At 53.8% G+C, this 20934-nt stretch carries 17 protein-coding genes and 1 pseudogene; 12 read left to right on the top strand and 6 right to left on the bottom strand.

From position 1 onward, the window contains the following. Positions 1 to 324, bottom strand: coding sequence for a superoxide response transcriptional regulator SoxS (soxS, locus tag GFC06_RS02795; RefSeq protein WP_016155362.1), 324 nt, complete (start codon positions 322 to 324; stop codon positions 1 to 3). A gap of 86 nt (positions 325 to 410) precedes the next feature. On the opposite strand from soxS, the gene soxR reads away from it, so the two are divergent. From soxR to GFC06_RS02780, 3 genes are all read left to right on the top strand, one after another. After that, the gene (gene soxR, locus GFC06_RS02790) at positions 411 to 869 is read left to right on the top strand and encodes a redox-sensitive transcriptional activator SoxR (RefSeq protein ID WP_016155363.1); all 459 of its coding nucleotides are present in this window, start codon (positions 411 to 413) and stop codon (positions 867 to 869) included. 604 nt (positions 870 to 1473) lie between these two features. Then, positions 1474 to 2823 carry a guanine/hypoxanthine transporter GhxP gene (gene ghxP, locus GFC06_RS02785; RefSeq protein ID WP_016155449.1) on the top strand — a complete coding sequence of 450 codons (1350 nt, stop codon included), beginning with the start codon at positions 1474 to 1476 and terminating at the stop codon, positions 2821 to 2823. A gap of 157 nt (positions 2824 to 2980) precedes the next feature. After that, on the top strand, positions 2981 to 4627 hold the full coding sequence (locus GFC06_RS02780; RefSeq protein ID WP_016155450.1) for a Na+/H+ antiporter: 1647 nt from the start codon (positions 2981 to 2983) through the stop codon (positions 4625 to 4627). An 84-nt stretch (positions 4628 to 4711) separates the two neighbouring features. Here GFC06_RS02780 and GFC06_RS02775 read toward each other — a convergent pair whose 3' ends face one another. Next, positions 4712 to 5602 carry a LysR family transcriptional regulator gene (locus tag GFC06_RS02775; RefSeq protein ID WP_047357727.1) on the bottom strand — a complete coding sequence of 297 codons (891 nt, stop codon included), beginning with the start codon at positions 5600 to 5602 and terminating at the stop codon, positions 4712 to 4714. A gap of 101 nt (positions 5603 to 5703) precedes the next feature. On the opposite strand from GFC06_RS02775, the gene GFC06_RS02770 reads away from it, so the two are divergent. Continuing rightward, complete coding sequence (locus GFC06_RS02770) at positions 5704 to 6114, top strand: CidA/LrgA family protein (protein WP_016155367.1); 411 nt, start codon at positions 5704 to 5706, stop codon at positions 6112 to 6114. Then, on the top strand, positions 6107 to 6796 hold the full coding sequence (locus GFC06_RS02765) for an LrgB family protein (protein ID WP_049282883.1): 690 nt from the start codon (positions 6107 to 6109) through the stop codon (positions 6794 to 6796). Before GFC06_RS02770 ends, GFC06_RS02765 begins: the two co-directional genes overlap by 8 nt. A 14-nt stretch (positions 6797 to 6810) precedes the next feature. On the opposite strand, the gene GFC06_RS02760 is transcribed toward GFC06_RS02765, so the two are convergent. Then, on the bottom strand, positions 6811 to 8100 hold the full coding sequence (locus GFC06_RS02760) for a Gfo/Idh/MocA family protein (RefSeq protein ID WP_153689819.1): 1290 nt from the start codon (positions 8098 to 8100) through the stop codon (positions 6811 to 6813). A 243-nt stretch (positions 8101 to 8343) separates the two neighbouring features. Between GFC06_RS02760 and GFC06_RS02755 the strand changes: the two genes are divergently transcribed. Then, positions 8344 to 9291, top strand: coding sequence for a DUF4431 domain-containing protein (locus tag GFC06_RS02755; RefSeq protein ID WP_194831209.1), 948 nt, complete (start codon positions 8344 to 8346; stop codon positions 9289 to 9291). Positions 9292 to 9535: 244 nt separating this feature from the next. Here the strand turns inward: GFC06_RS02755 and actP are convergent, their stop codons facing one another. The 3 genes from actP to acs all read right to left on the bottom strand — a co-directional run bounded on the left by actP (position 9536) and on the right by acs (position 13691). Further along, complete coding sequence (gene actP / locus GFC06_RS02750) at positions 9536 to 11185, bottom strand: cation/acetate symporter ActP (RefSeq protein WP_016155369.1); 1650 nt, start codon at positions 11183 to 11185, stop codon at positions 9536 to 9538. Beyond that, the gene (locus tag GFC06_RS02745) at positions 11182 to 11496 is read right to left on the bottom strand and encodes a DUF485 domain-containing protein (RefSeq protein WP_016155370.1); all 315 of its coding nucleotides are present in this window, start codon (positions 11494 to 11496) and stop codon (positions 11182 to 11184) included. Before GFC06_RS02745 ends, actP begins: the two co-directional genes overlap by 4 nt. Before the next feature lie 236 nt (positions 11497 to 11732). Beyond that, positions 11733 to 13691 (bottom strand): acetate--CoA ligase, encoded by a 1959-nt coding sequence (gene acs, locus GFC06_RS02740; RefSeq protein ID WP_016155371.1) that lies wholly within the window; start codon positions 13689 to 13691, stop codon positions 11733 to 11735. Positions 13692 to 14125: 434 nt separating this feature from the next. Between acs and nrfA the strand changes: the two genes are divergently transcribed. The 6 genes and pseudogenes from nrfA (at position 14126) to nrfG (ending at position 20631) form a co-directional block, all read left to right on the top strand. After that, on the top strand, positions 14126 to 15562 hold the full coding sequence (gene nrfA / locus GFC06_RS02735) for an ammonia-forming nitrite reductase cytochrome c552 subunit (protein ID WP_016155372.1): 1437 nt from the start codon (positions 14126 to 14128) through the stop codon (positions 15560 to 15562). Positions 15563 to 15606: 44 nt separating this feature from the next. Further along, complete coding sequence (gene nrfB, locus GFC06_RS02730) at positions 15607 to 16173, top strand: cytochrome c nitrite reductase pentaheme subunit (RefSeq protein WP_005132587.1); 567 nt, start codon at positions 15607 to 15609, stop codon at positions 16171 to 16173. After that, positions 16170 to 16841 (top strand): cytochrome c nitrite reductase Fe-S protein, encoded by a 672-nt coding sequence (gene nrfC, locus GFC06_RS02725; RefSeq protein WP_103767227.1) that lies wholly within the window; start codon positions 16170 to 16172, stop codon positions 16839 to 16841. Before nrfB ends, nrfC begins: the two co-directional genes overlap by 4 nt. Then, complete coding sequence (gene nrfD, locus GFC06_RS02720) at positions 16838 to 17794, top strand: cytochrome c nitrite reductase subunit NrfD (RefSeq protein WP_153689817.1); 957 nt, start codon at positions 16838 to 16840, stop codon at positions 17792 to 17794. The genes nrfC and nrfD overlap by 4 nt, the downstream gene beginning before the upstream one ends. A gap of 8 nt (positions 17795 to 17802) precedes the next feature. Further along, positions 17803 to 20014, top strand: a pseudogene (gene nrfF / locus GFC06_RS02715) (heme lyase NrfEFG subunit NrfF). Beyond that, entirely contained in the window at positions 20011 to 20631 is a 621-nt protein-coding gene (nrfG, locus tag GFC06_RS02705) for a heme lyase NrfEFG subunit NrfG (protein ID WP_047357723.1), read from the top strand. Before nrfF ends, nrfG begins: the two are co-directional and overlap by 4 nt. The last annotated feature ends 303 nt before the right edge of the window (positions 20632 to 20934 follow it).

The following is a 20934-nucleotide window of genomic DNA, read 5'->3' as shown; positions in this document are numbered from 1 at the left end:
TTACAGGCGGTGGCGGTAATCGCTGGGGGTACGATCAAACTCGCGGCGAAACACGCGTGAGAAGGTTTGTTGTGATACGTAACCAAGATCCATCGCGATATCGAAAATAGGTCGCTCGGTCGTCCGCAGTTCAACAGCAGCCAGCAGGAGTCGACGCTGGCGGATATAGTCACCCAACGTCTGGCGCATCACCGTGCGGAACATTCTCTGTAAATACCACTTCGAGTAACCTGATTTTTTCGCCACCGCCTCAATGTTCAGCGGCTGATCGATATGGTCGTCAATCCATTCAATAAGGGTCTGAATAATCTGCTGATGGGACATAGGGCTGCCTCTTTTTCAGTATTCGATTCGTCGTTTTGTCTGTGGGCGAGTATAATTCCTCAAGTTAACTTGAGGTAAAGCGATTTATGGAAAAGAAATTACCCCGAATAAAAGCGCTGCTCACGCCAGGTGAAGTTGCAAAGCGTAGCGGCGTGGCGGTATCAACCCTGCATTTCTATGAAAGCAAAGGGTTAATCAGCAGTATGCGCAACAGCGGCAATCAGCGCCGATACAGACGTGATGTGTTACGTTACGTGGCGATTATCAAGATTGCTCAACGCATCGGGATCCCGTTGGCAACGATCGGTGACGCGCTCGGCGTATTACCTGAAGGACATTCGCTCAGTGCTAAAGAGTGGAAGCAGCTCTCTTCGCAATGGCGTGAAGAGCTGGATCGACGCATTCATACTTTAGTGGCGCTACGCGATGAACTGGATGGGTGTATTGGTTGCGGTTGTTTGTCGCGCAGCGATTGCCCGTTGCGTAACCCAGGCGATCAGCTTGGCGAGAAGGGGACCGGGGCGCGTCTGCTGGAAGATGATTGATGTGAAATATCTGATGGATTGACGGATATAAAACTAAAGCGCCACAGAGGGCGCTTTAGTTTGGTTCCGGTCTTTGTCTTTCACTCTATCCCGCTGGTTCACGGGAGGGTTTCCCCCGACATCAACACCCCTCAGTCGAGCACATTAGGTGAGGTTCCGGTCTGTGTTGATAATGTAATTGTAAGCCACCTCTCTCCATTTACCAGTGAAATGGTGATTTTTTAGCCAAAAAATTTTCCGCATCTTCACCGGTTTTCTTGCGCAAGTTTGCGTGAAAAAGGCACACCGATGTTGTAATAACTCCGCAAATTTTGTTGCCAGACTGCGCATTGACGATAACGTTTGCGCATCGACTGATTATTTATTGCGCGTTATAAGAAGAAATGAGTAAAAAGCGGCAAAGTTCAGTTGAAAACCAGCGTATGATCGCTGGATAATCGTTTGCTTTTTTTTACCACCCGTTTTTTATGCGCGGAGCTAAACGTTTGCTTTTTTGCGACACCCCTATTGACGCAAACCTGGCACATGGAGAAAACGTTTAGCAGGCAGTGGATTGTCCAGCACGCATAATGACGAAAAAATAAACTCTCAGGGGATGTTTTCTATGTCTACGCCTTCAGCGCGTACCGGCGGTTCACTCGACGCCTGGTTTAAAATTTCGCTCCGCGGCAGTACCGTTCGTCAGGAAGTCGTTGCCGGATTAACGACGTTCCTGGCCATGGTCTACTCCGTCATCGTGGTTCCGGGGATGCTGGGTAAAGCTGGATTCCCGCCTGCCGCTGTATTTGTGGCAACCTGTCTGGTCGCGGGCGTCGGTTCTATTGTGATGGGCCTGTGGGCAAACCTGCCGCTGGCGATTGGTTGCGCCATTTCTTTGACGGCGTTTACCGCATTCAGCCTGGTACTGGGACAACATATCAGCGTGCCTGTTGCGCTGGGTGCGGTGTTCCTGATGGGTGTCCTGTTTACCATCATTTCCGCGACCGGTATTCGTAGCTGGATCCTGCGCAATCTACCGCAGGGTGTTGCGCACGGTACGGGGATTGGTATCGGCCTGTTCCTGCTGCTGATTGCGGCAAACGGCGTGGGTCTGGTTATTAAAAACCCGCTGGACGGCCTGCCGGTTGCGCTGGGCGATTTCGATACCTTCCCGGTGATTATGTCGCTGGTAGGTCTGGCGGTGATTATTGGCCTCGAAAAACTGAAAGTACCGGGCGGTATCCTGCTGACTATTATCGGTATTTCCGTAGTGGGTCTGATTTTCGACCCGGCCGTACATTTCTCCGGTATTTTTGCCATGCCGTCTCTGAGCGACGAAAACGGCAACTCGCTGATCGGTAGCCTGGATATTATGGGCGCACTAAACCCAATCGTACTGCCGAGCGTGCTGGCGCTGGTCATGACCGCTGTCTTCGATGCGACCGGAACCATCCGTGCGGTAGCCGGACAGGCGAATCTGCTGGATAAAGACGGACAGATTATTGACGGCGGCAAAGCGCTGACCACCGACTCCCTGAGCAGCGTGTTCTCTGGTCTGGTGGGTGCTGCACCGGCGGCGGTTTATATTGAATCCGCAGCGGGTACGGCGGCAGGCGGCAAAACTGGCCTGACGGCGATCACCGTTGGCGTACTGTTCCTGCTGATCCTGTTCCTCTCTCCGCTCTCTTATCTTGTACCAGTATATGCAACGGCACCTGCGCTGATGTATGTGGGTCTGTTGATGTTGAGCAACGTAGCGAAAATCGACTTTGCTGACTTTGTCGACGCTATGGCGGGGCTGGTAACGGCCGTATTTATCGTGCTGACCTGTAACATCGTGACCGGCATTATGATTGGCTTTGCTACCCTGGTGATTGGTCGTATCGTCTCTGGCGAATGGCGCAAACTGAACATCGGCACAGTGGTCATCGCCATCGCGCTGGTGGCCTTCTACGCTGGTGGTTGGGCTATCTAATCCTCATTTGATGAAGATTCTGAAAACGGGTGGCTTTGGCCGCCCGTTTTTATTTTCACAACACTCTCGTTGTCTTTTGCGTTACTCTCAAGTAGATAGAATTGAGGCACGACGCCTCTCATCACTGATCATAAGAAACATCGCAAACAGGGAACGCATGGAAATCTTTTTCACCATACTCATCATGACCCTTGTGGTCTCGCTGTCGGGGGTTTTTACTCGCGTATTGCCATTCCAACTCCCTTTACCCCTTATGCAGATCGCCATCGGCGCCTTGCTGGCGTGGCCGACGTTTGGTTTGCATGTGGAATTCGATCCTGAGCTTTTTCTGGTTCTGTTCATCCCGCCGCTGCTCTTCGCCGATGGCTGGAAGACGCCAACCCGTGAGTTTCTGGAGCACGGGCGAGAGATCTTCGGCCTTGCGCTGGCGCTGGTTCTGGTCACGGTGGTCGGGATTGGCTTTATGATTTACTGGCTGGTGCCGGGGATCCCTCTCATCCCAGCCTTTGCGCTGGCCGCTGTCCTGTCGCCAACCGATGCCGTTGCCCTTTCCGGCATAGTGGGGGAGGGACGCATACCGAAGAAAATCATGGGTATCCTGCAGGGCGAAGCGTTGATGAACGACGCCTCCGGTCTGGTATCACTGAAATTTGCCGTCGCCGTGGCGATGGGCACGATGGTGTTTACAGTTGGTGGCGCAACGCTTGAATTCTTCAAGGTAGCGATTGGCGGTATCCTGGCCGGTTTTGTCGTCAGTTGGCTGTACGGGCGCTCCCTGCGTTTTCTCAGCCGCTGGGGTGGTGATGAACCGGCAACGCAAATCGTTCTGCTGTTCCTGCTGCCGTTTGCGTCTTACCTGATTGCGGAACACATCGGTGTTTCCGGCATCCTCGCGGCGGTCGCAGCCGGGATGACCATCACCCGTTCCGGGGTAATGCGCCGGGCGCCGCTGGCGATGCGTTTACGTGCTAACAGCACCTGGGCGATGCTGGAGTTTGTGTTTAACGGCATGGTTTTCTTGCTGTTAGGACTGCAGTTGCCGGGGATTCTGGAGTCTTCTTTGGCGGCGGCAGAAGCCGATCCGAATGTTGAAATCTGGATGCTGTTTACCGATATCGTGCTGATTTACGTGGCGCTGATGCTGGTACGTTTTGGCTGGCTGTGGACGATGAAGAAGTTTAGCCTGCGCTTCCTGAAGAAAAAGCCGATGGAGTTTGGTTCCTGGACGACGCGTGAAATCATGATCGCCTCCTTTGCGGGCGTGCGTGGGGCCATTACTCTCGCCGGTGTGCTCTCTATTCCGTTGCTGTTACCGGATGGTAGCGGCTTCCCGGCGCGATATGAGCTGATCTTCCTTGCCGCGGGCGTGATTCTGTTCTCGCTGTTTGTTGGCGTGGTGATGCTGCCGCTTCTGCTGCAACACCTGGAAGTGGCAGACCACTCGCAGCAGCAGAAAGAGGAACGAATTGCCCGCGCTGCCACGGCGGAAGTGGCGATTGTCGCCATCCAGAAAATGGAGGAGCGTCTGGCCGCAGACACCGAAGAGAACATCGACAATCAGTTGCTCACCGAGGTAAGTTCACGCGTCATCGGTAACCTGCGTCGACGCGCCGACGGACGCAACGACGTAGAAAGCTCGATGCAGGAAGAAAACCTCGAGCGGCGTTTCCGTCTGGCGGCCCTGCGCTCCGAGCGCGCGGAGCTTTATCACCTGCGCGCCACGCGGGAAATTAGCAATGAAACGCTGCAAAAACTGCTGCACGATCTGGATTTGCTGGAAGCGCTGTTGATCGAGAACGAATAAACGGTTGTGCCTGATGGCGCTACGCTTATCAGGCCTACGGAATCCAATTGTAGGTCTGATAAGCGTTAAGCCGCATCCGGCATGTTACGACTCTTGCGTTAGCCAGAACCCTTCACAGCATTTGAGCCACGCCTGGGCGCTGTGCGACAGATACACACCTTCGCGCCAAATCATGCCCAACTGCCAGCGTAAATCACTCTCCAAAGGGATCCAGCGCAGCGTCTGCTTATCCAACCGCTGGCAAATCGGCTCCGGTAAAATGGCGATCCCGACTCCGGCTTGCACCATCGCCGCCAGAAAATCCCACTGCCCACTGCGTACCGCGATGCGGGGTTTGACGTTGTGCTGGTTAAACAGCTCAAGCAACTGACGGCTCAACGCGAAATCTTCGTTGTAGATAAGCAGGGGATGCTCCGCTAACGCCTCGGGGGAAATGGATTCACACGTTGTCCACTGACCGGAGCGGGGGACCAGCACGCAGAGCGGATGGCTAAAAAGCGGTAAGGTCGCCAGGCCGCTCTCTTCTTCAACCGGCAGCGCGGTCATCGCGACATCCAGCTCGCCATTCATCACCGCCTGCTGGACGGTTAAGCCTCCAAATTCAGATACCTTCAGCTCCACGCCGGGATAGCGCTGGCGAAACAGGCTGATAGGCCCGGCCATCAACATACCGACCATGGGCGGGATGCCGAGGCGCAGCACTCCCTTGTTGAGGTGATTAATGTCGCTGAGTTCTGCTTCGAGCTGGCGAAACTCGGCGAGGATCGCCAGGCCGCGTTCGAAAACAACCTGTCCGGTGTCGGTTAACAGCAGTCGCCGACCGTCGCGGATTAACAGCGTGCAGTTAAGCTCGTCTTCAAGGTTCTTCAACATCTTGCTGATGGTGGGCTGGGTGACAAAAAGCTTCTCCGCTGCGCGGGTAAAGCTCTGCTGACGAACCACCTCAACAAAATAGCGCAGCGTTCTGATATCCATGATTATTCCTTAAGACTATGCCTGCAATGAGTTTAATTCATTTCAGTCCTGGACGGGGGCTCTCTATACTGGCGCTCTCTATTTTTTAAGGACATACCCTCATGGCTGTGGCGATAAGCCGCGTGACGCCTGCCGTTATTCATCGACTCCAGATCCCCGTTCAGGTTCTGTTGTACGCAGGTCTATTTGTATTTGCTCAATATCTTGTCTCCTGGCTGCATCTGCCGCTTCCTGCCAACCTGGTTGGGATGGTGCTGATGTTGGCGCTGATTGTCTGCCGGGTTATCCCGTTGAACTGGATTCGCGCAGGCGCTCGCTGGTTACTGGCTGAAATGTTGCTGTTTTTTGTTCCGGCGGTGGTGGCTGTCGTCAACTATACGCAGCTGTTGTTGGTCGATGGTTGGCGCATATTTGCCGTCATTGCGCTAAGTACGTTGATGGTGCTTGGCGCAACGGCGTGGGTCGTGGATAAAGTGTATCGCTATGAAATGAGCAGGCTAAACCGTGAGTAATTTCCAGCTAAGCGTGCTGTGTCTGGTGATTACGCTGGGCATCTATTTTGCCAACAAGCGCCTGTATCGCCGTTTTCGTAAATTACCGCTGATGCCGTTAGTGTTCACTCCGGCGCTGCTGGTCCTGATGCTGGTCTTTGGGCATATCTCCTGGCAAAACTATATTGGTGAATCGCACTGGCTGCTGTGGCTGTTAGGCCCAGCGACCATCGCCTTTGCCGTTCCGGTCTATGACAACCTTGCCGTGATTAAGCGGCACTGGATGTCACTGACGGCGGGCGTGGTGACGGCAACGCTGGTGGCCGTTACCAGTTCCGTGTGGCTGGCGCGTCTGTTTATGTTGCCTGATGAAATCCAGCGTAGTCTGGCGGTGCGCTCCGTCACCACGCCATTTGCGCTGGCGGCAGCAGAGCCGTTGGGCGGGCAACCAGACCTGGTGGCATTGTTCGTGGTAGTGACCGGTGTATTCGGTATGGCGGTTGGCGATGTACTGTTTTTACGGCTTTCTATTCGGGAAGGGATGGCGAAAGGCGCAGGATTTGGCGCAGCCTCGCATGGTGCGGGCACGGCGCGCTCTTATGAACTCGGCCAGCAGGAGGGCGTGGTCGCCAGCCTGGTGATGATGCTTTCCGGCGTGGTGATGGTGCTGGTAGCGCCGCTGGTCGCAAGGCTGATGTTCTGACCAGCGGCTGTGTGCTATTTCAAGCGTGAAATCAGCGCGAACTCTTTAAAATTCACCGGCCGCTGTTGCTGCATTGAAATATTCCCGGCGATACCGGTCAAAATCGACATGGCGCCGGCGCGATGGTCGGCGGCACGCTGCAACGGATCGTGCCGCGGTTCGCCAAACAGATCGGCCAGCATCGCATTATCTCCACCGCCGTGACCGCCTTCGCCGAGGGTAAAATCAGCTTGCCACGGCGCGGAAAACATCGGGAAAACAGTGATGTCACAGGCTTCAAGGCAGCCTTCGTTATCCCGCTCGCCTCCGGCGTTGACGTAGGATTTCTCAACGATTTTCATCTCCAGGCGGCCTTCGCTGCCGTTAAAGACCACGTTCAAGCCTTCCCACGGCAGCCAGGTGTTCAGTGAGTAGGTAAGCTGCACCTGATTCTGATACTTCACCAGCACCGACATGGTGTCTTCAATGGTGATGCCGTCGCTGAATACGCTCTGGTCGCGGAAATAGTTATCTTCATGTTCTGCATCCAGATAGAGCGCTTTAAGCTGAGGGTTTTCGGCCATATGCAGCGCAAACGGATCGTCTTTGGCCTGCGCATAGCCGTGAGCGCGCGGGTAAAATTGCGTCACGCCCCGGCGTTCGGCGTTCTCTTTTCCATAGAAACTCAGGCTGCCTTCGGCATACACCCGCTCGGGATAACTGCCCAGCCAGAAGTTCATTAGATCAAAATGGTGAGTGGATTTATGCACTAATAAGCCGCCGCTATTACGTTTTTCGCGATGCCAGCGACGGAAATAATCGGCACCGTGTTCGGTATTGAGCAACCATTCAAAGTGAACTGAATAAACCTCGCCAATCGTACCGTTCATCAGCAGTTCGCGAACCTTGCTGTGGTGCGGTGCATAGCGATAGTTAAAAGCGACGCGTAACTGACGGCCGGTCTCTTCAATGGCGTCCAGAATCCGCAGGGCGCGTTGCTCATCGATGGTCATCGGTTTTTCGGTGATCACATCGCAGCCTGCGCGTAGCGCACGCACGATATAGTCGTCGTGAGTCCGGTCCATGGTGGTCACAATGATGATATCCGGACGTGTTTCGCGGATCATCTCTTCAAACTGCTGCGCCTTCCATGTAGAGACCGGGGGCGCACCTTCGTTCGCCAAAAGCTGGTTGGCGTAATTCATACGGGTTTGATTGGTGTCGCAAAAGGCGACCAGACGTGCATTTTCTTTCCACTGCCCGCCAATCGCGCTGATGTAAAGTCCCGCGCGCCCGCCAGTTCCTACTAGGGCATATTTCTTCATAACATCCTCATTTCTAAAAAATGAATTAACGTGTTGATGTAATAAAAACAATATTTCAATTTTATTTTTATACAATAACGCTAATGCAGAAGATGGATACAACGCAGAAGGAAAAATGTGATCCCCAGCCAAAATGACCGGAAGAGAGGATGAGATTCTGATTTTCTTAGAGGCTATGTTTAAATTTATGTTTACGCCTTAGAATAATGATAAATGTTACTCGCCATTGTAAGGATGCGCAGCGTGAAATATTTGTGGTTATCTGCTCTTTTGTTTAGTCATGCCGTTTTGGCCTGGTGTCCTGATGAAGACCAACAGGTGACACTTCAGGGAACATTAATACAACAGACATTACCCGGTTCGCCAAATTACGAAAGCATCAAAGATGGCGATGAAGCGGTAACTTATGATTATCTTAAATTGGATCAACCGTTTGAGTGCGATGTTAACGGTGAGCGTGAAAATGTTCCGCAAGTGCAGATTATCTTGATGGGCAAAAATAAGCTTAATTACGCCGATCTTGCTCCTTCTCTGGGAAAAGATGTCATCCTGACCGGGAAAACGATGTATGCCCAAACGGGTCATCACTTTACTTCTGTGCTGCTTATTCTTTATAGCGCCAAAAACGTTACTCCCATCACCACGGCGGAACAAAAGAAAAGCGCGCTGCTGCAGTTTCAACAGTTCCAACAGGCGTTGCGGGAGAAAAACGTTGTCGCGTTGAAAACATATTTTGTCTTTCCTTTGCAGGGGACGCTATTTGACTTTATTGATTATGATGAAAACCGTCAGGAAGATGTACTTACCGAGACTGTGTTTGACCAAAATTCGCAGCAGATTATGGCGCATCTGCAGATGCTTGCCAGCATCGGTGTTGATGCTGAATCCCTGATGATAAACGAGTACAGAATTAACGCGCTTTCGGAACATGAGCAGCAGCGTCGCTATTTTCCTGCGGATGAAGATGGCATGTTTTATTATGAAGAACATGGTAAACGTCATACCGTTAAAGGAACATGCGATACCGTCGCCCAAGGGGAACTTACGGACGGTATTCTTTTTATTTCACAGGGGACCGGTCCTAATACGCAACTTCCCGGCCTTTCAGAGTATTGTGATGGTGCAACGTCATATATGTTCAAGCTGGTTGATGGCAAACTGCGACTGACGGGGAGTTTTACCGCAGGGTAGGGACGTATTACAAAAGGAATGAAATAAAAATAAAAAAGGATGTTAATAAATGCTTAATGATTTATTTCTGGGGTGCCGGGTTGCTGGCTTTTTGGAAGGGCTGGCAGTGGCTAAATCTTGTGTGTGCGATTATTTTCCTGTTGCTTATCGCTGTGCCTGCTCGTCGCTTGATAACGGATGAGAATCCAGGATGATTCGCTGAACGTCTTCCCCGGCCAAAATGACCGGGGAAGAGGAGGAGTGGTTAGTGCGCGCGACCTTGTTCTACGCCGTACCCGGTCTGGGAACGGATGAACTGAGCACGGAACTGCTCGCGTTCGCGATTACCTTCTTCTGAGTTATCGGTAGCAGAGAAGAACCAGATCCCGAGGAACGCTACGCTGATGGAGAACAGCGCCGGATATTCATACGGGAAAATGGCTTTTTCATGACCAAGGATCTGGACCCAAATCGTCGGGCCAAGCACCATCAGCACCACCGCCGTCAGCAGACCTAACCAGCCGCCCAACATCGCGCCACGCGTAGTCAGTCTTGACCAGTACATGGAGAGCAGAATGATCGGGAAGTTGCAGCTGGCTGCGATAGCAAACGCCAGACCTACCATGAAGGCGATATTCTGGTTCTCAAACAGCACGCCGAGCAGGATGGCAATCACGCCCAGCACCAGTACGGTGATTTTCGACACCTTCAGCTCTTCACGTTCGGTTGCGCCTTTACGGAACACGTTGGCGTACAGGTCGTGAGAAACGGCCGATGCGCCCGCCAGCGTCAGGCCTGCAACCACCGCCAGGATGGTGGCAAACGCCACGGCTGAGATGAAGCCCAGGAACAGGTTGCCGCCCACTGCATTCGCCAGGTGAACCGCCGCCATGTTGTTACCGCCGATCAGCGCGCCAGCAGCGTCTTTATACGCCGGATTAGCGCCCACCAGCATGATCGCACCAAAGCCGATGATAAAGGTCAGGATGTAGAAATAACCCATAAAACCGGTGGCATAGAACACGCTCTTACGCGCTTCGCGGGCATCGCTGACCGTGAAGAAACGCATCAGGATGTGCGGCAAGCCTGCCGTACCAAACATCAGGCCGAGACCTAACGACAGGGCGGAGATCGGATCTTTTACCAGTCCGCCCGGGCTCATAATGGCTGAACCTTTCGGGTGTACCGCCATTGCTTCGGTGAACAGGTTGTTGAAGCTAAAGCCGACGTGCTTCATCACCATAAAGGCCATAAAGCTGGCGCCGAACAGCAGCAGAACGGCTTTGATGATCTGTACCCAGGTGGTCGCCAGCATGCCGCCAAACAGGACGTACATCATCATCAGCACGCCAACCAGTACGACGGCGATGTGATAGTTCAGACCAAACAGCAGCTCAATCAGCTTACCTGCGCCGACCATCTGGGCGATCAGATACAGCGCGACCACCACCAGAGAACCACAGGCCGACAGAATACGGATTGGTCCTTGCTTCAGACGATAAGAAGCAACATCTGCAAAGGTGTAACGACCCAGGTTACGCAGACGCTCAGCAATCAGGAACAGGATAATTGGCCAGCCGACCAGGAAGCCGAGTGAATAGATAAGCCCGTCATAACCGGAGGTAAACACCAGCGCGGAAATCCCGAGAAACGATGCCGCCGACATATAGTCGCCCGCAATCGCCAGCCCGTTCTGGAAACCAGTGATGTTACCGCCGGCGGTGTAGTAGTCATTACGCGAACGTACGCGCTTAGACGCCCAGTAAGTAATACCGAGCGTAAAGATGACGAAAATCAGGAACATGACAATCGCCTGCCAGTTGGTTGGCTGGCGTTGGACTGCACCGCTAATAGCATCCGCCGCGTTTGCGGCGAAGGGCAGCGTGGCGGCAAGCGCCGTCAGGACTCTCTTCATGATGCTTTAACCTCGTGCAGAACCGCATTGTTCAGGCGGTCGAATTCACCGTTTGCCCGCCAGATATAGATCCCGGTCAGGATGAAGGAGATGAGGATCACACCGACCCCAATCGGAATACCCCGGGTGACGCTGGTTCCCGCGTGTAGCGGCGTACCCAGCCAGCCAGGCGCAAAGGCAATCAGTAAAATAAAGCTGATGTAAACTGCCAGCATGATGATGGACAGAATGGTGGCAAACCGTTGCCTTTTTTCAACTAACTCCCTGAAACGCGCACTGTCTTCTATCCGCTGATAAATAGAGTCATTCATCACAGAGTTCTCCAGAGGCCCCCTTCGTCTTTCACGTTGCAAGTGTGTTGGCCGCACTCGCCCACCTCAGTCACATAGTGAACTATGCTCCTGGGGATGCGCTCGCTTGCCGCCTTCCTGCAACGCGAAATCCTTTGGGGTGGGTTATTATATTTTCCCTCCCGGTCAGGGGAGGGGTAGGGGTAGGATTTGTAGGCCCGATAAGCCGTGCACCATCGGGCATTTCACGGTTGTGGTTATGATGGCATCGCGATGGCCTGCTTCTCTTCGAGCAGTTTCTCTACCACGCCAGGATCGGCGAGGGTCGAGGTATCGCCCAGATTGCTGGTATCGCCCGCCGCGATTTTACGCAGAATACGGCGCATGATTTTGCCGGAGCGGGTTTTCGGCAGTGAGTCGGTCCAGTGCAGCACGTCTGGCGTTGCCAGCGGACCAATTTCTTTACGTACCCAGTTGCGCACCTCGGCGTACAGCTCCGGTGACGGCTCTTCGCCGTGATTCAGCGTGACGTAGGCGTAGATCGCCTGGCCTTTAATATTATGCGGAATACCCACCACCGCGGCCTCGGCAATCTTCGGATGCGACACCAGCGCCGATTCGATTTCTGCCGTTCCCAGACGGTGGCCAGAGACGTTCAGCACATCGTCCACACGACCGGTGATCCAGTAATAGCCATCTTCGTCACGACGCGCGCCGTCGCCGCTGAAGTACATATTCTTGAAGGTAGAAAAGTAGGTCTGCTCAAAGCGTTCGTGATCGCCAAACAGCGTTCTCGCCTGGCCCGGCCACGAGTCGGTAATCACCAGGTTGCCTTCGGTCGCGCCTTCCAGCGGATTACCCTCGTTATCGACAATCGCAGGTTGTACGCCAAAGAACGGACGGGTTGCGGAACCCGCTTTCAGCTCGGTGGCGCCCGGCAGCGGGGTGATCATGAATCCACCGGTTTCGGTCTGCCACCAGGTATCGACGACCGGGCATTTTTCGTTGCCGATCTTCTTCCAGTACCACTCCCATGCTTCCGGGTTAATCGGCTCGCCAACGGAACCCAGGATACGCAGCGAGGAGCGGTCAGTGCCTTCAATCGCTTTATCACCTTCTGCCATCAGGGCGCGGATGGCGGTCGGCGCGGTATACAGAATATTGACCTGGTGCTTGTCCACAACCTGCGACATACGCGCCGGGGTTGGCCAGTTTGGCACGCCTTCGAACATCAGCGTGGTTGCGCCGCAGGCCAGCGGACCGTACAGCAGGTAGCTGTGCCCGGTTACCCAACCCACGTCAGCAGTACACCAATAAATATCGCCCTGATGGTAGTCAAACACGTACTTAAAGGTGGTTGCGGCATAGACCAGATATCCGCCGGTGGTATGCAGTACGCCTTTTGGCTTGCCGGTTGAACCGGAGGTATAGAGGATAAACAGCGGATCTTCCGCGTTCATTTCTTCCGGCTGATGTTCCGGGCTGGCTTTCTCGATAAGATCGGACCACCACAGGTCACGGCCTTCCTGCCATTCCGTTTTTCCACCGGTACGTTTGAGGACGACCACATGTTCTACGGTTTTCACGTTCGGGTTTTTCAGCGCATCATCGACGTTCTTTTTCAGCGGGATGGCGCGGCCGGCGCGCACGCCTTCGTCGGCGGTGATCACCAGACGTGAATTGGAGTCGATGATACGTCCGGCGACCGCCTCTGGTGAAAAACCACCGAAGATGACCGAATGCACCGCGCCAATGCGGGCGCAAGCCAGCATAGCAACCGCCGCTTCCGGCACCATCGGCATATAAATGGCCACCACGTCGCCTTTTTTAATGCCTAAATCCAGTAGCGTATTGGCGAAACGGCAAACATCGCGATGCAGTTCGCGATAAGTAATGTTTTTGCTTTGGGTGGCGTCATCGCCTTCCCAGATGATGGCGGTGCGATCGCCATTTGCCTGTAAATGACGGTCAAGGCAGTTTGCGGCCAGGTTCAGGGTGCCGTCTTCGTACCATTTAATCGACACGTTGCCCGGTGCGAAGGAGGTGTTCTTCACCTGGCTGTACGGCTTGATCCAATCAAGTATCTTTCCCTGCTCGCCCCAAAATGTGTCGGGTTCGTTAACGGATTGCTGGTATTTCTCTTCGTACTGCTCCGGGTTTATCAGGCAACGATCCGCAATGTTTGCGGGAATAGCGTGTTTATGTATTTGGCTCATGGCTTTTGTTCTCCTTGTAGGATGTTAATAATATGTCTCATAAACGTTAAATGTAGGGGCTTTGAGAGTTTTGTTTAGTATTTGCGCGGCAGATCACGCAATAAACGAATTGTGCAAATTAGCGGCAAACTTAATTTTGAAGGGAACTAGCAAAAATTGATTAAATCTCGCGATAACATGTAGTTATCTAAAGGATTATTGAAAAGGTGATCTATCTCTGAATTAGACAAAAGAGTGAGGAGTTAGAGGGGTTTTATAACTCTAAAGTGGTATTTTACATACACTTACAATTGATTAAAAACAACATTTTCAGTGTGGTTTCTTGTTACAAATAGGGTGGAGCAATGTCATGACAGTATTCGTGTGGTTGCTGTTATGGAAAACAATAAAAGAACCGCCATTGCAGATAATGGCGTCATCTGGATGAGACCCCTATGGCAAGGATAAAATCACGCGTACGCCGTTTCTTCAGCCTGTTATTACCTTTATTATTTATTTCTGCTGTTCACGCTGAACAAACTCCTGTACCCGCAAAAACCGTCACCGTTGAAGCGAAGAATGAAACCTTCGCTCCTCAGCATCCCGATCAATATCTCTCCTGGAAAGCCACGTCTGAGCAATCAGCCCGTGAAGATGCGCTGGCAGAAGATCCGCGTCTGGTGATCCTGTGGGCGGGATATCCATTCTCGCGCGATTACAACAAACCGCGTGGACACGCCTATGCCGTGACCGATGTACGTGAAACCTTACGTACCGGCGCACCAAAAACGGCTGAAGACGGTCCGCTGCCGATGGCCTGCTGGAGCTGTAAAAGCCCGGACGTAGCGCGTCTGATCCAGAAAGATGGTGAAGATGGCTACTTCCACGGTAAATGGGCGCGCGGCGGTCCAGAAATTGTTAACAATCTCGGCTGTGCAGATTGCCATAACACTGCGTCACCAGACTTCGCCAAAGGCAAGCCAGAGCTGACGCTGTCGCGTCCTTATGCAGAACGCGCGATGGAGGCAATCGGCAAACCGTTTGAGAAAGCCGGTCGCTTTGATCAGCAATCCATGGTCTGCGGTCAGTGCCACGTGGAATACTACTTCGACGGTAAAAACAAAGCCGTTAAGTTCCCGTGGGACGAGGGCATGAAAGTCGAGAACATGGAGAAATACTACGACACCATCGCCTTCTCTGACTGGACCAACTCCCTGTCGAAAACGCCGATGCTGAAAGCGCAGCACCCGGAATATGAAACCTGGAGCGCGGGCATTCACGGCAAGAACAACGTGACCTGTATCGACTGTCACATGCCGAAAGTGCAAAACGCGGAAGGCAAGATCTACACCGACCATAAGATTGGTAACCCGTTCGATAACTTTGCTCAGACCTGTGCGAACTGCCACACCCAGGATAAAGCGTCCCTGCAAAAAGTGGTCGCCGAGCGTAAACAGGCTATTCATGACCTGAAAATCAAGGTGGAAGATCAGCTGGTTCATGCGCACTTCGAAGCGAAAGCTGCATGGGATGCGGGTGCGACTGAAGCGGAAATGAAGCCGATTCTGGAAGATATCCGTCACGCACAATGGCGCTGGGACCTGTCTATCGCCTCACACGGTATTCACATGCACGCTCCGGAAGAGGGTCTGCGGATGCTGGGTAGCGCCATGGATAAAGCCGCCGATGCGCGTACCAAACTGGTCCGTCTGCTGGCGACCAAAGGCATCACCCATGAAATCCCGTTACCGGATATCTCTACCAAAGAGAAAGCCCAGGCGGCGATTGGTCTGAACATGCAGCAAATCAATGCTGAGAAGCAGGACTTCATCAAAACGGTGATTCCGCAGTGGGAAGATCAGGCGCGTAAAAACGGTCTGTTAAGCCAATAACCCCATTTCGCCCCGTCAGGGGCGGATAACTCAACGGAGTGAATATGAGCGTATTACGTTCGTTATTAACTGCTGGGGTGCTGGCGTCAGGCTTGTTCTGGAGCCTGAGTGGAATCACTGCCACGCCAACGCCGCAGGAGTCGGATCAACGCTGGACGGTTACCCAACAGCGTAATCCGGATGCCGCCTGTCTGGATTGTCACAAGCCAGATACCGAAGGCATGCATGGTAAGCATGCAGAAGTCATCAACCCGAATAACAAACTGCCGGTCACCTGCACCAACTGTCACGGCCAGCCGTCACCGAACCACCGTGAAGGGGTGAAGGATGTGATGCGCTTTAATGAGCCGATGTACAACGTTGAACAGCAGAACAGCGTCTGTATGTCCTGCCACCTGCCTGAGCAGCTACAAAAAGCGTTCTGGCCACACGATGTCCACGTAACCAAAGTGGCGTGTGCCAGCTGTCACTCACTGCATCCGAAGCAAGACACGATGCAGACGCTAAGTGATAAAGGACGGATCAAGATTTGCGTCGATTGCCACAGCGATCAGCGTAACAATCCGAACTTTAACCCGGCGTCGGTTCCGTTGCTTAAGGAGCATCCATGAGTTGCTCTCGTCGCCAGTTTATCACCCGCGTCGGCGCGCTGGTGGCAGTGAGCGGGACGGCGGGACGCGTTGTGGCGAAGACGCTGAACATCAACGGCGTACGTTACGGTATGGTACATGATGAGTCACTATGCATCGGCTGTACGGCTTGCATGGATGCTTGTCGGGAAGTAAACAACGTGCCGGAAGGGGTATCGCGTCTGACGATTATTCGCAGCGAGCCGCAGGGGACGTTTCCTGATGTGAAGTATCACTTTTTCCGTCATTCGTGCCAGCATTGCGACCATGCCCCCTGCGTTGACGTCTGCCCGACGGGGGCATCGTATCGCGATGCCGCCAGCGGTATTGTGGATGTGAACCCGGACCTGTGCGTTGGCTGCCAGTACTGTATCGCCGCGTGTCCTTATCGCGTGCGCTTTATCCATCCGGTTAGCAAAACGGCGGATAAATGCGATTTCTGTCGGAAAACCAATCTGAAAGCGGGCAAGCAGCCCGCCTGCGTTGAGTCATGTCCGACGAAGGCGCTGACGTTTGGTAATCTGGACGATCCCAACAGCGATATCTCCCGTTTGTTGCTGCAGAAAACCACCTACCGTTACAAGTTGGCGTTGGGCACAAAACCGAAGGTCTACCGCGTTCCCTTTAAATTTGGGGAGGTGAGCCAATGACATCCGCTTCTGCATTTCATTTTGAATCACTGGTGTGGGACTGGCCCATTGCCATTTATCTGTTCCTGATTGGCATCTCCGCCGGACTGGTCACGCTGGCGATTCTGCTGCGTCGTTTCCATCCGGAGGCGGGCGGTTCTGACAGCACGCTGCTACGCACTACGCTGGTGTTAGGGCCGGGGGCGATTATCTTCGGTCTGCTGATTCTGGTGTTCCACCTGACGCGTCCATGGACCTTCTGGAAACTGATGTTCCACTACAGCTTCACTTCGGTGATGTCGATGGGGGTCATGTTGTTCCAGTTGTATATGATGGTGTTGGTGCTGTGGCTGGCAAAAATCTTTGAAAAAGAGGTGATTGCTCTGCAGCAGCGCTGGCTGCCGCGATTAGGGATCGTACAGAAAATGCTGACGTTGATTGCGCCGTTTCATCGCGCGCTGGAGACGTTAATGCTGGTGCTGGCGGTTCTGCTCGGGGCGTACACCGGTTTTCTGCTGTCGGCGCTGAAATCCTACCCGTTCCTGAATAACCCGATCCTGCCGGTGCTGTTCCTGTTCTCCGGGATCTCCTCCGGCGCGGCGGTGGCGCTGATCGCCATGGCGTTACGTCATCGTAGCAATCCGCACAGTACCGAAGCGCACTTTGTGCATCGCATGGAAGTCCCGGTGGTATGGCTGGAGATCTTCCTGCTGGCGGCGTTTTTCGTCGGTCTGGCGCTGGGCGATGACGGCAAAATGCGCGCGCTGGCGGCGGCACTGGGCGGCGGATTCTGGACCTGGTGGTTCTGGCTGGGCGTGGCCGGGCTTGGGTTGATACTGCCGATGCTGCTAAAGCCTTGGGCCAACCGCAGTTCGACGTTTCATGGCGTGCTGGCAGTGTGCGGCGCCAGCCTGACCGGCGTACTGCTGCTGCGCTTTTTTATTCTCTATGCGGGTCAGCTAACCGTTGCGTAAGGTGATATCTGGACGTTCTCCTTCCTGAAGCCGGTTTTCTGGCACTGTTGTTAAGCCTTGGGGTCAACGTGTTGACCCCGTTTGCCGTGTTGGTGGGTGTCCGCCAGCGCTGGCAAGGCGTAATGCGGCTGGCAAGCGTGGGCATGTGGACGCAATTTACGCTGCTGCTGCTGGCCTTTGCCATTCTGATATTCTGCTTTCTGACCAGCGATTTTTCGGTGGTCTACGTTGCTCAGCATAGCTACAGCCTGCTGCCGTGGGGATTAAAACTGGCGGCGGTGTGGGGCGGGCATGAAGGATCGCTGCTGCTGTGGGTGCTGTTTCTTTCCGGCTGGAGCGCGCTGTTTGCCTTGCGCTATCGGCGTGATTCCGACCTGCTGTTTCCGTTAACGCTCAGCGTCCTCGCACTGATAACGGCCCTGCTGCTGCTGTTTGTGGTGGTATGGTCCGATCCGTTCGTGCGTATCTTCCCGCCAGCCATTGAAGGGCGCGACCTTAACCCGATGCTGCAACATCTCGGGTTAATCCTCCATCCGCCGCTGCTGTACCTGGGTTACGGTGGCTTGATGGTGGCGGCAGGTGTGGCGCTGGCCTCGCTGCTGCGCGGTGACTTTAATGCGCAGAGCGCCGGGGTGTGCTGGCGCTGGGCGCTGCCTGGCTGGTGTGCGCTGACGCTGGGGATTATCCTCGGCTCCTGGTGGGCTTACTGCGAGCTGGGTTGGGGCGGCTGGTGGTTCTGGGACCCGGTAGAAAATGCCTCCTTATTACCCTGGCTTTCCGCCAGTGCGCTGCTGCATAGTCTGTTCATCACGCGCCAACGTGGGATCTTCCGCCACTGGTCGCTGCTGCTGGCGATCGTCACGCTGATTTTATCGCTGCTGGGGACGCTGATTGTGCGTTCCGGCATTCTCGTTTCCGTGCACGCTTTTGCGCTGGATAACGTCCGCGCCACACCGCTGTTTGCGCTGTTTACCGTATTGAGCCTGGCATCGCTCGGGCTGTATGCCTGGCGGGGACAGCAGGTCCGCCAGAATGCGCGTTTTGGCGGCTGGTCGCGCGAGATGCTGATTCTGGTCGCGCTATTACTTTTTTGCGCGGTGCTGCTGATTGTGCTGATTGGCACCCTTTACCCGATGATTTACGGGTTGTTCGGCTGGGGGCGGCTCTCCGTGGGCGCACCGTACTTTAACCGTGCTACGCTGCCCTTTGGCCTGCTGATGCTGCTGGTTATCGTGCTGGCGACGATCAGAAGCCGCAAAGTGCCTGTGCGTTGCCAGCTTCCGGCACTGCTGGCGCATGCCGGGGTGCTGGTGTTTGCGGCGGGGATCGTCTTTTCCAGCGGTAGTCGTCAGGAGATAAGCCTGAATCTGAGCCCCGGGCAGCAGGTGGAACTGGCGGGCTATATTTTTCGTTTTGAGCGTCTCGACCTGGAAGCAAAAGGTAACTACACCAGTGAAAAAGCGCAGATCACGCTGTGGCAAAATGAGAAACGCATTGGCAGCCTGCAGCCTGAAAGACGCTTCTATGCCGCGCGCCGTCAACAGATGATGGAGCCGGGGATCCGCTGGAATCTGATGCATGACTGGTATGCGGTAATCGGCGAAAAAACCGGACCGGACCGTTATGCCATGCGCTTGTACGTACAGACCGGCGTGCGCTGGATTTGGGGCGGGGGACTGTTAATGGTCTTTGGTGCGCTGCTGAGCGGATGGCGAGGGAGAAAGCGCGATGCGTAAACTAATCAAGGTGTTGCCGGATGGCGGCGAACGGGGTGTGAAAACGGTTGGTCGGATAAGCGCAGCGCCATCCGGCAGAACATGTTTACTCTTAGCTATCATTTTGTTTTTCATCGCCTTCGCGACACATGCCCAGGTTGTGGACACATGGACTTTTGCCAACCCGCAACAACAGGAAAAAGCGTTGTCTATTGCCAGCCAACTGCGCTGTCCACAGTGTCAAAACCAAAACTTGCTGGAATCTAATGCGCCGGTAGCGGTCAGTATGCGCCACCAGGTTTATAGCATGGTGGCGGAAGGGAAAAGTGAAGCCGAGATAACGACGTGGATGACCGATCGCTACGGTGATTTTGTGCGCTACAACCCGCCGTTGAATGAGCAAACGCTGCTGCTGTGGGCGTTGCCGTGCCTGCTGTTATTACTGGTGGGCGTGGTGGTCTGGCAGGTGAGAAGGCGTCAGCGCGTAGAGGAGGATGTGCAATGAGCCAGTCCACCCATTCCCCTGCGCCGTTACGCCCACTCCCCGTGAAGTGGCTGACCGCTGCGACGGTGCTGATGGTTGTGGCCTGCATCGGAGGTTACCTGTTGACGCCAAAATGGCAGGCGGTGCGTCAGGAACAGACGCGGTTGGCGGACCCATTACATGCGTTCACCGATGAAAATGTTCAGGAAAAACAGCTGCTTTTGCTGCAATCGCAAATTCGTGCTAATCCACAGGACGGTGTGAAATGGGCGCAACTCGGTGAGTACTATCTTTGGCAAAACGCGTATCATAATGCGCTGCTGGCCTACGAGCAGGCGCTGCGTGTAGGGGGTGAAAATGCTGAGATCTATTCAGCGCTGGCAACGGTATTGTATTACCAGGCCGGGCAGCATATGACACCGCCCACTCGCGAGATGATTGATAAGGCTCTGGCGCTGGACCCGACAGAGGTCACTGCGCTGATGCTGTTAGCCTCAGATGCGTTTATGCAGGCAGACTACGCCCAGGCCATTTCAGTGTGGCAAAAAGTTATGGATTTAAACTCGCCGAGGGTGAACCGGGCACAGCTCATTGACTCTATTAATATGGCGAAGTTGTTGCAGAATCGGCAAAAATAAATTTGTTTCTTTTGTGATTGGTATCATTTGGCCTGTTTAAAAAACAGGCGAACGAACAAATGAGCAAAAAAAACTCACGCCATGACTTCTTCATTTTTGAACATATTAAAATTCTTTTATAACAAAAAGTTATTCATCAATACCCCGATAAAATTGCATTTTTATGCATAAATTCAGCTGAAGGCTCTGTTCCTGGAGGGTTGCGCGAGACAGTACGCAAATGATAATGATAATAAGCGTTAAAAAACTCCATAAACGAACGCAACACAATTCATACCCTTTCAGTATGTACTATTACCACAC

Origin of the sequence: Citrobacter braakii (assembly GCF_009648935.1) — a bacterium.
Taxonomy (GTDB): domain Bacteria; phylum Pseudomonadota; class Gammaproteobacteria; order Enterobacterales; family Enterobacteriaceae; genus Citrobacter; species Citrobacter braakii.
This window is presented reverse-complemented; position numbering and strand designations above follow the sequence as displayed.

Coding starts and splice junctions, on each gene's coding strand:
- soxS (WP_016155362.1), bottom strand. CDS start 324: ATGTCCCATCAGCAGATTATTCAGACCCTTATTGAATGGATTGACGAC.
- soxR (WP_016155363.1), top strand. CDS start 411: ATGGAAAAGAAATTACCCCGAATAAAAGCGCTGCTCACGCCAGGTGAA.
- ghxP (WP_016155449.1), top strand. CDS start 1,474: ATGTCTACGCCTTCAGCGCGTACCGGCGGTTCACTCGACGCCTGGTTT.
- GFC06_RS02780 (WP_016155450.1), top strand. CDS start 2,981: ATGGAAATCTTTTTCACCATACTCATCATGACCCTTGTGGTCTCGCTG.
- GFC06_RS02775 (WP_047357727.1), bottom strand. CDS start 5,602: ATGGATATCAGAACGCTGCGCTATTTTGTTGAGGTGGTTCGTCAGCAG.
- GFC06_RS02770 (WP_016155367.1), top strand. CDS start 5,704: ATGGCTGTGGCGATAAGCCGCGTGACGCCTGCCGTTATTCATCGACTC.
- GFC06_RS02760 (WP_153689819.1), bottom strand. CDS start 8,100: ATGAAGAAATATGCCCTAGTAGGAACTGGCGGGCGCGCGGGACTTTAC.
- actP (WP_016155369.1), bottom strand. CDS start 11,185: ATGAAGAGAGTCCTGACGGCGCTTGCCGCCACGCTGCCCTTCGCCGCA.
- GFC06_RS02745 (WP_016155370.1), bottom strand. CDS start 11,496: ATGAATGACTCTATTTATCAGCGGATAGAAGACAGTGCGCGTTTCAGG.
- acs (WP_016155371.1), bottom strand. CDS start 13,691: ATGAGCCAAATACATAAACACGCTATTCCCGCAAACATTGCGGATCGT.
- nrfA (WP_016155372.1), top strand. CDS start 14,126: ATGGCAAGGATAAAATCACGCGTACGCCGTTTCTTCAGCCTGTTATTA.
- nrfB (WP_005132587.1), top strand. CDS start 15,607: ATGAGCGTATTACGTTCGTTATTAACTGCTGGGGTGCTGGCGTCAGGC.
- nrfC (WP_103767227.1), top strand. CDS start 16,170: ATGAGTTGCTCTCGTCGCCAGTTTATCACCCGCGTCGGCGCGCTGGTG.
- nrfD (WP_153689817.1), top strand. CDS start 16,838: ATGACATCCGCTTCTGCATTTCATTTTGAATCACTGGTGTGGGACTGG.
- nrfG (WP_047357723.1), top strand. CDS start 20,011: ATGAGCCAGTCCACCCATTCCCCTGCGCCGTTACGCCCACTCCCCGTG.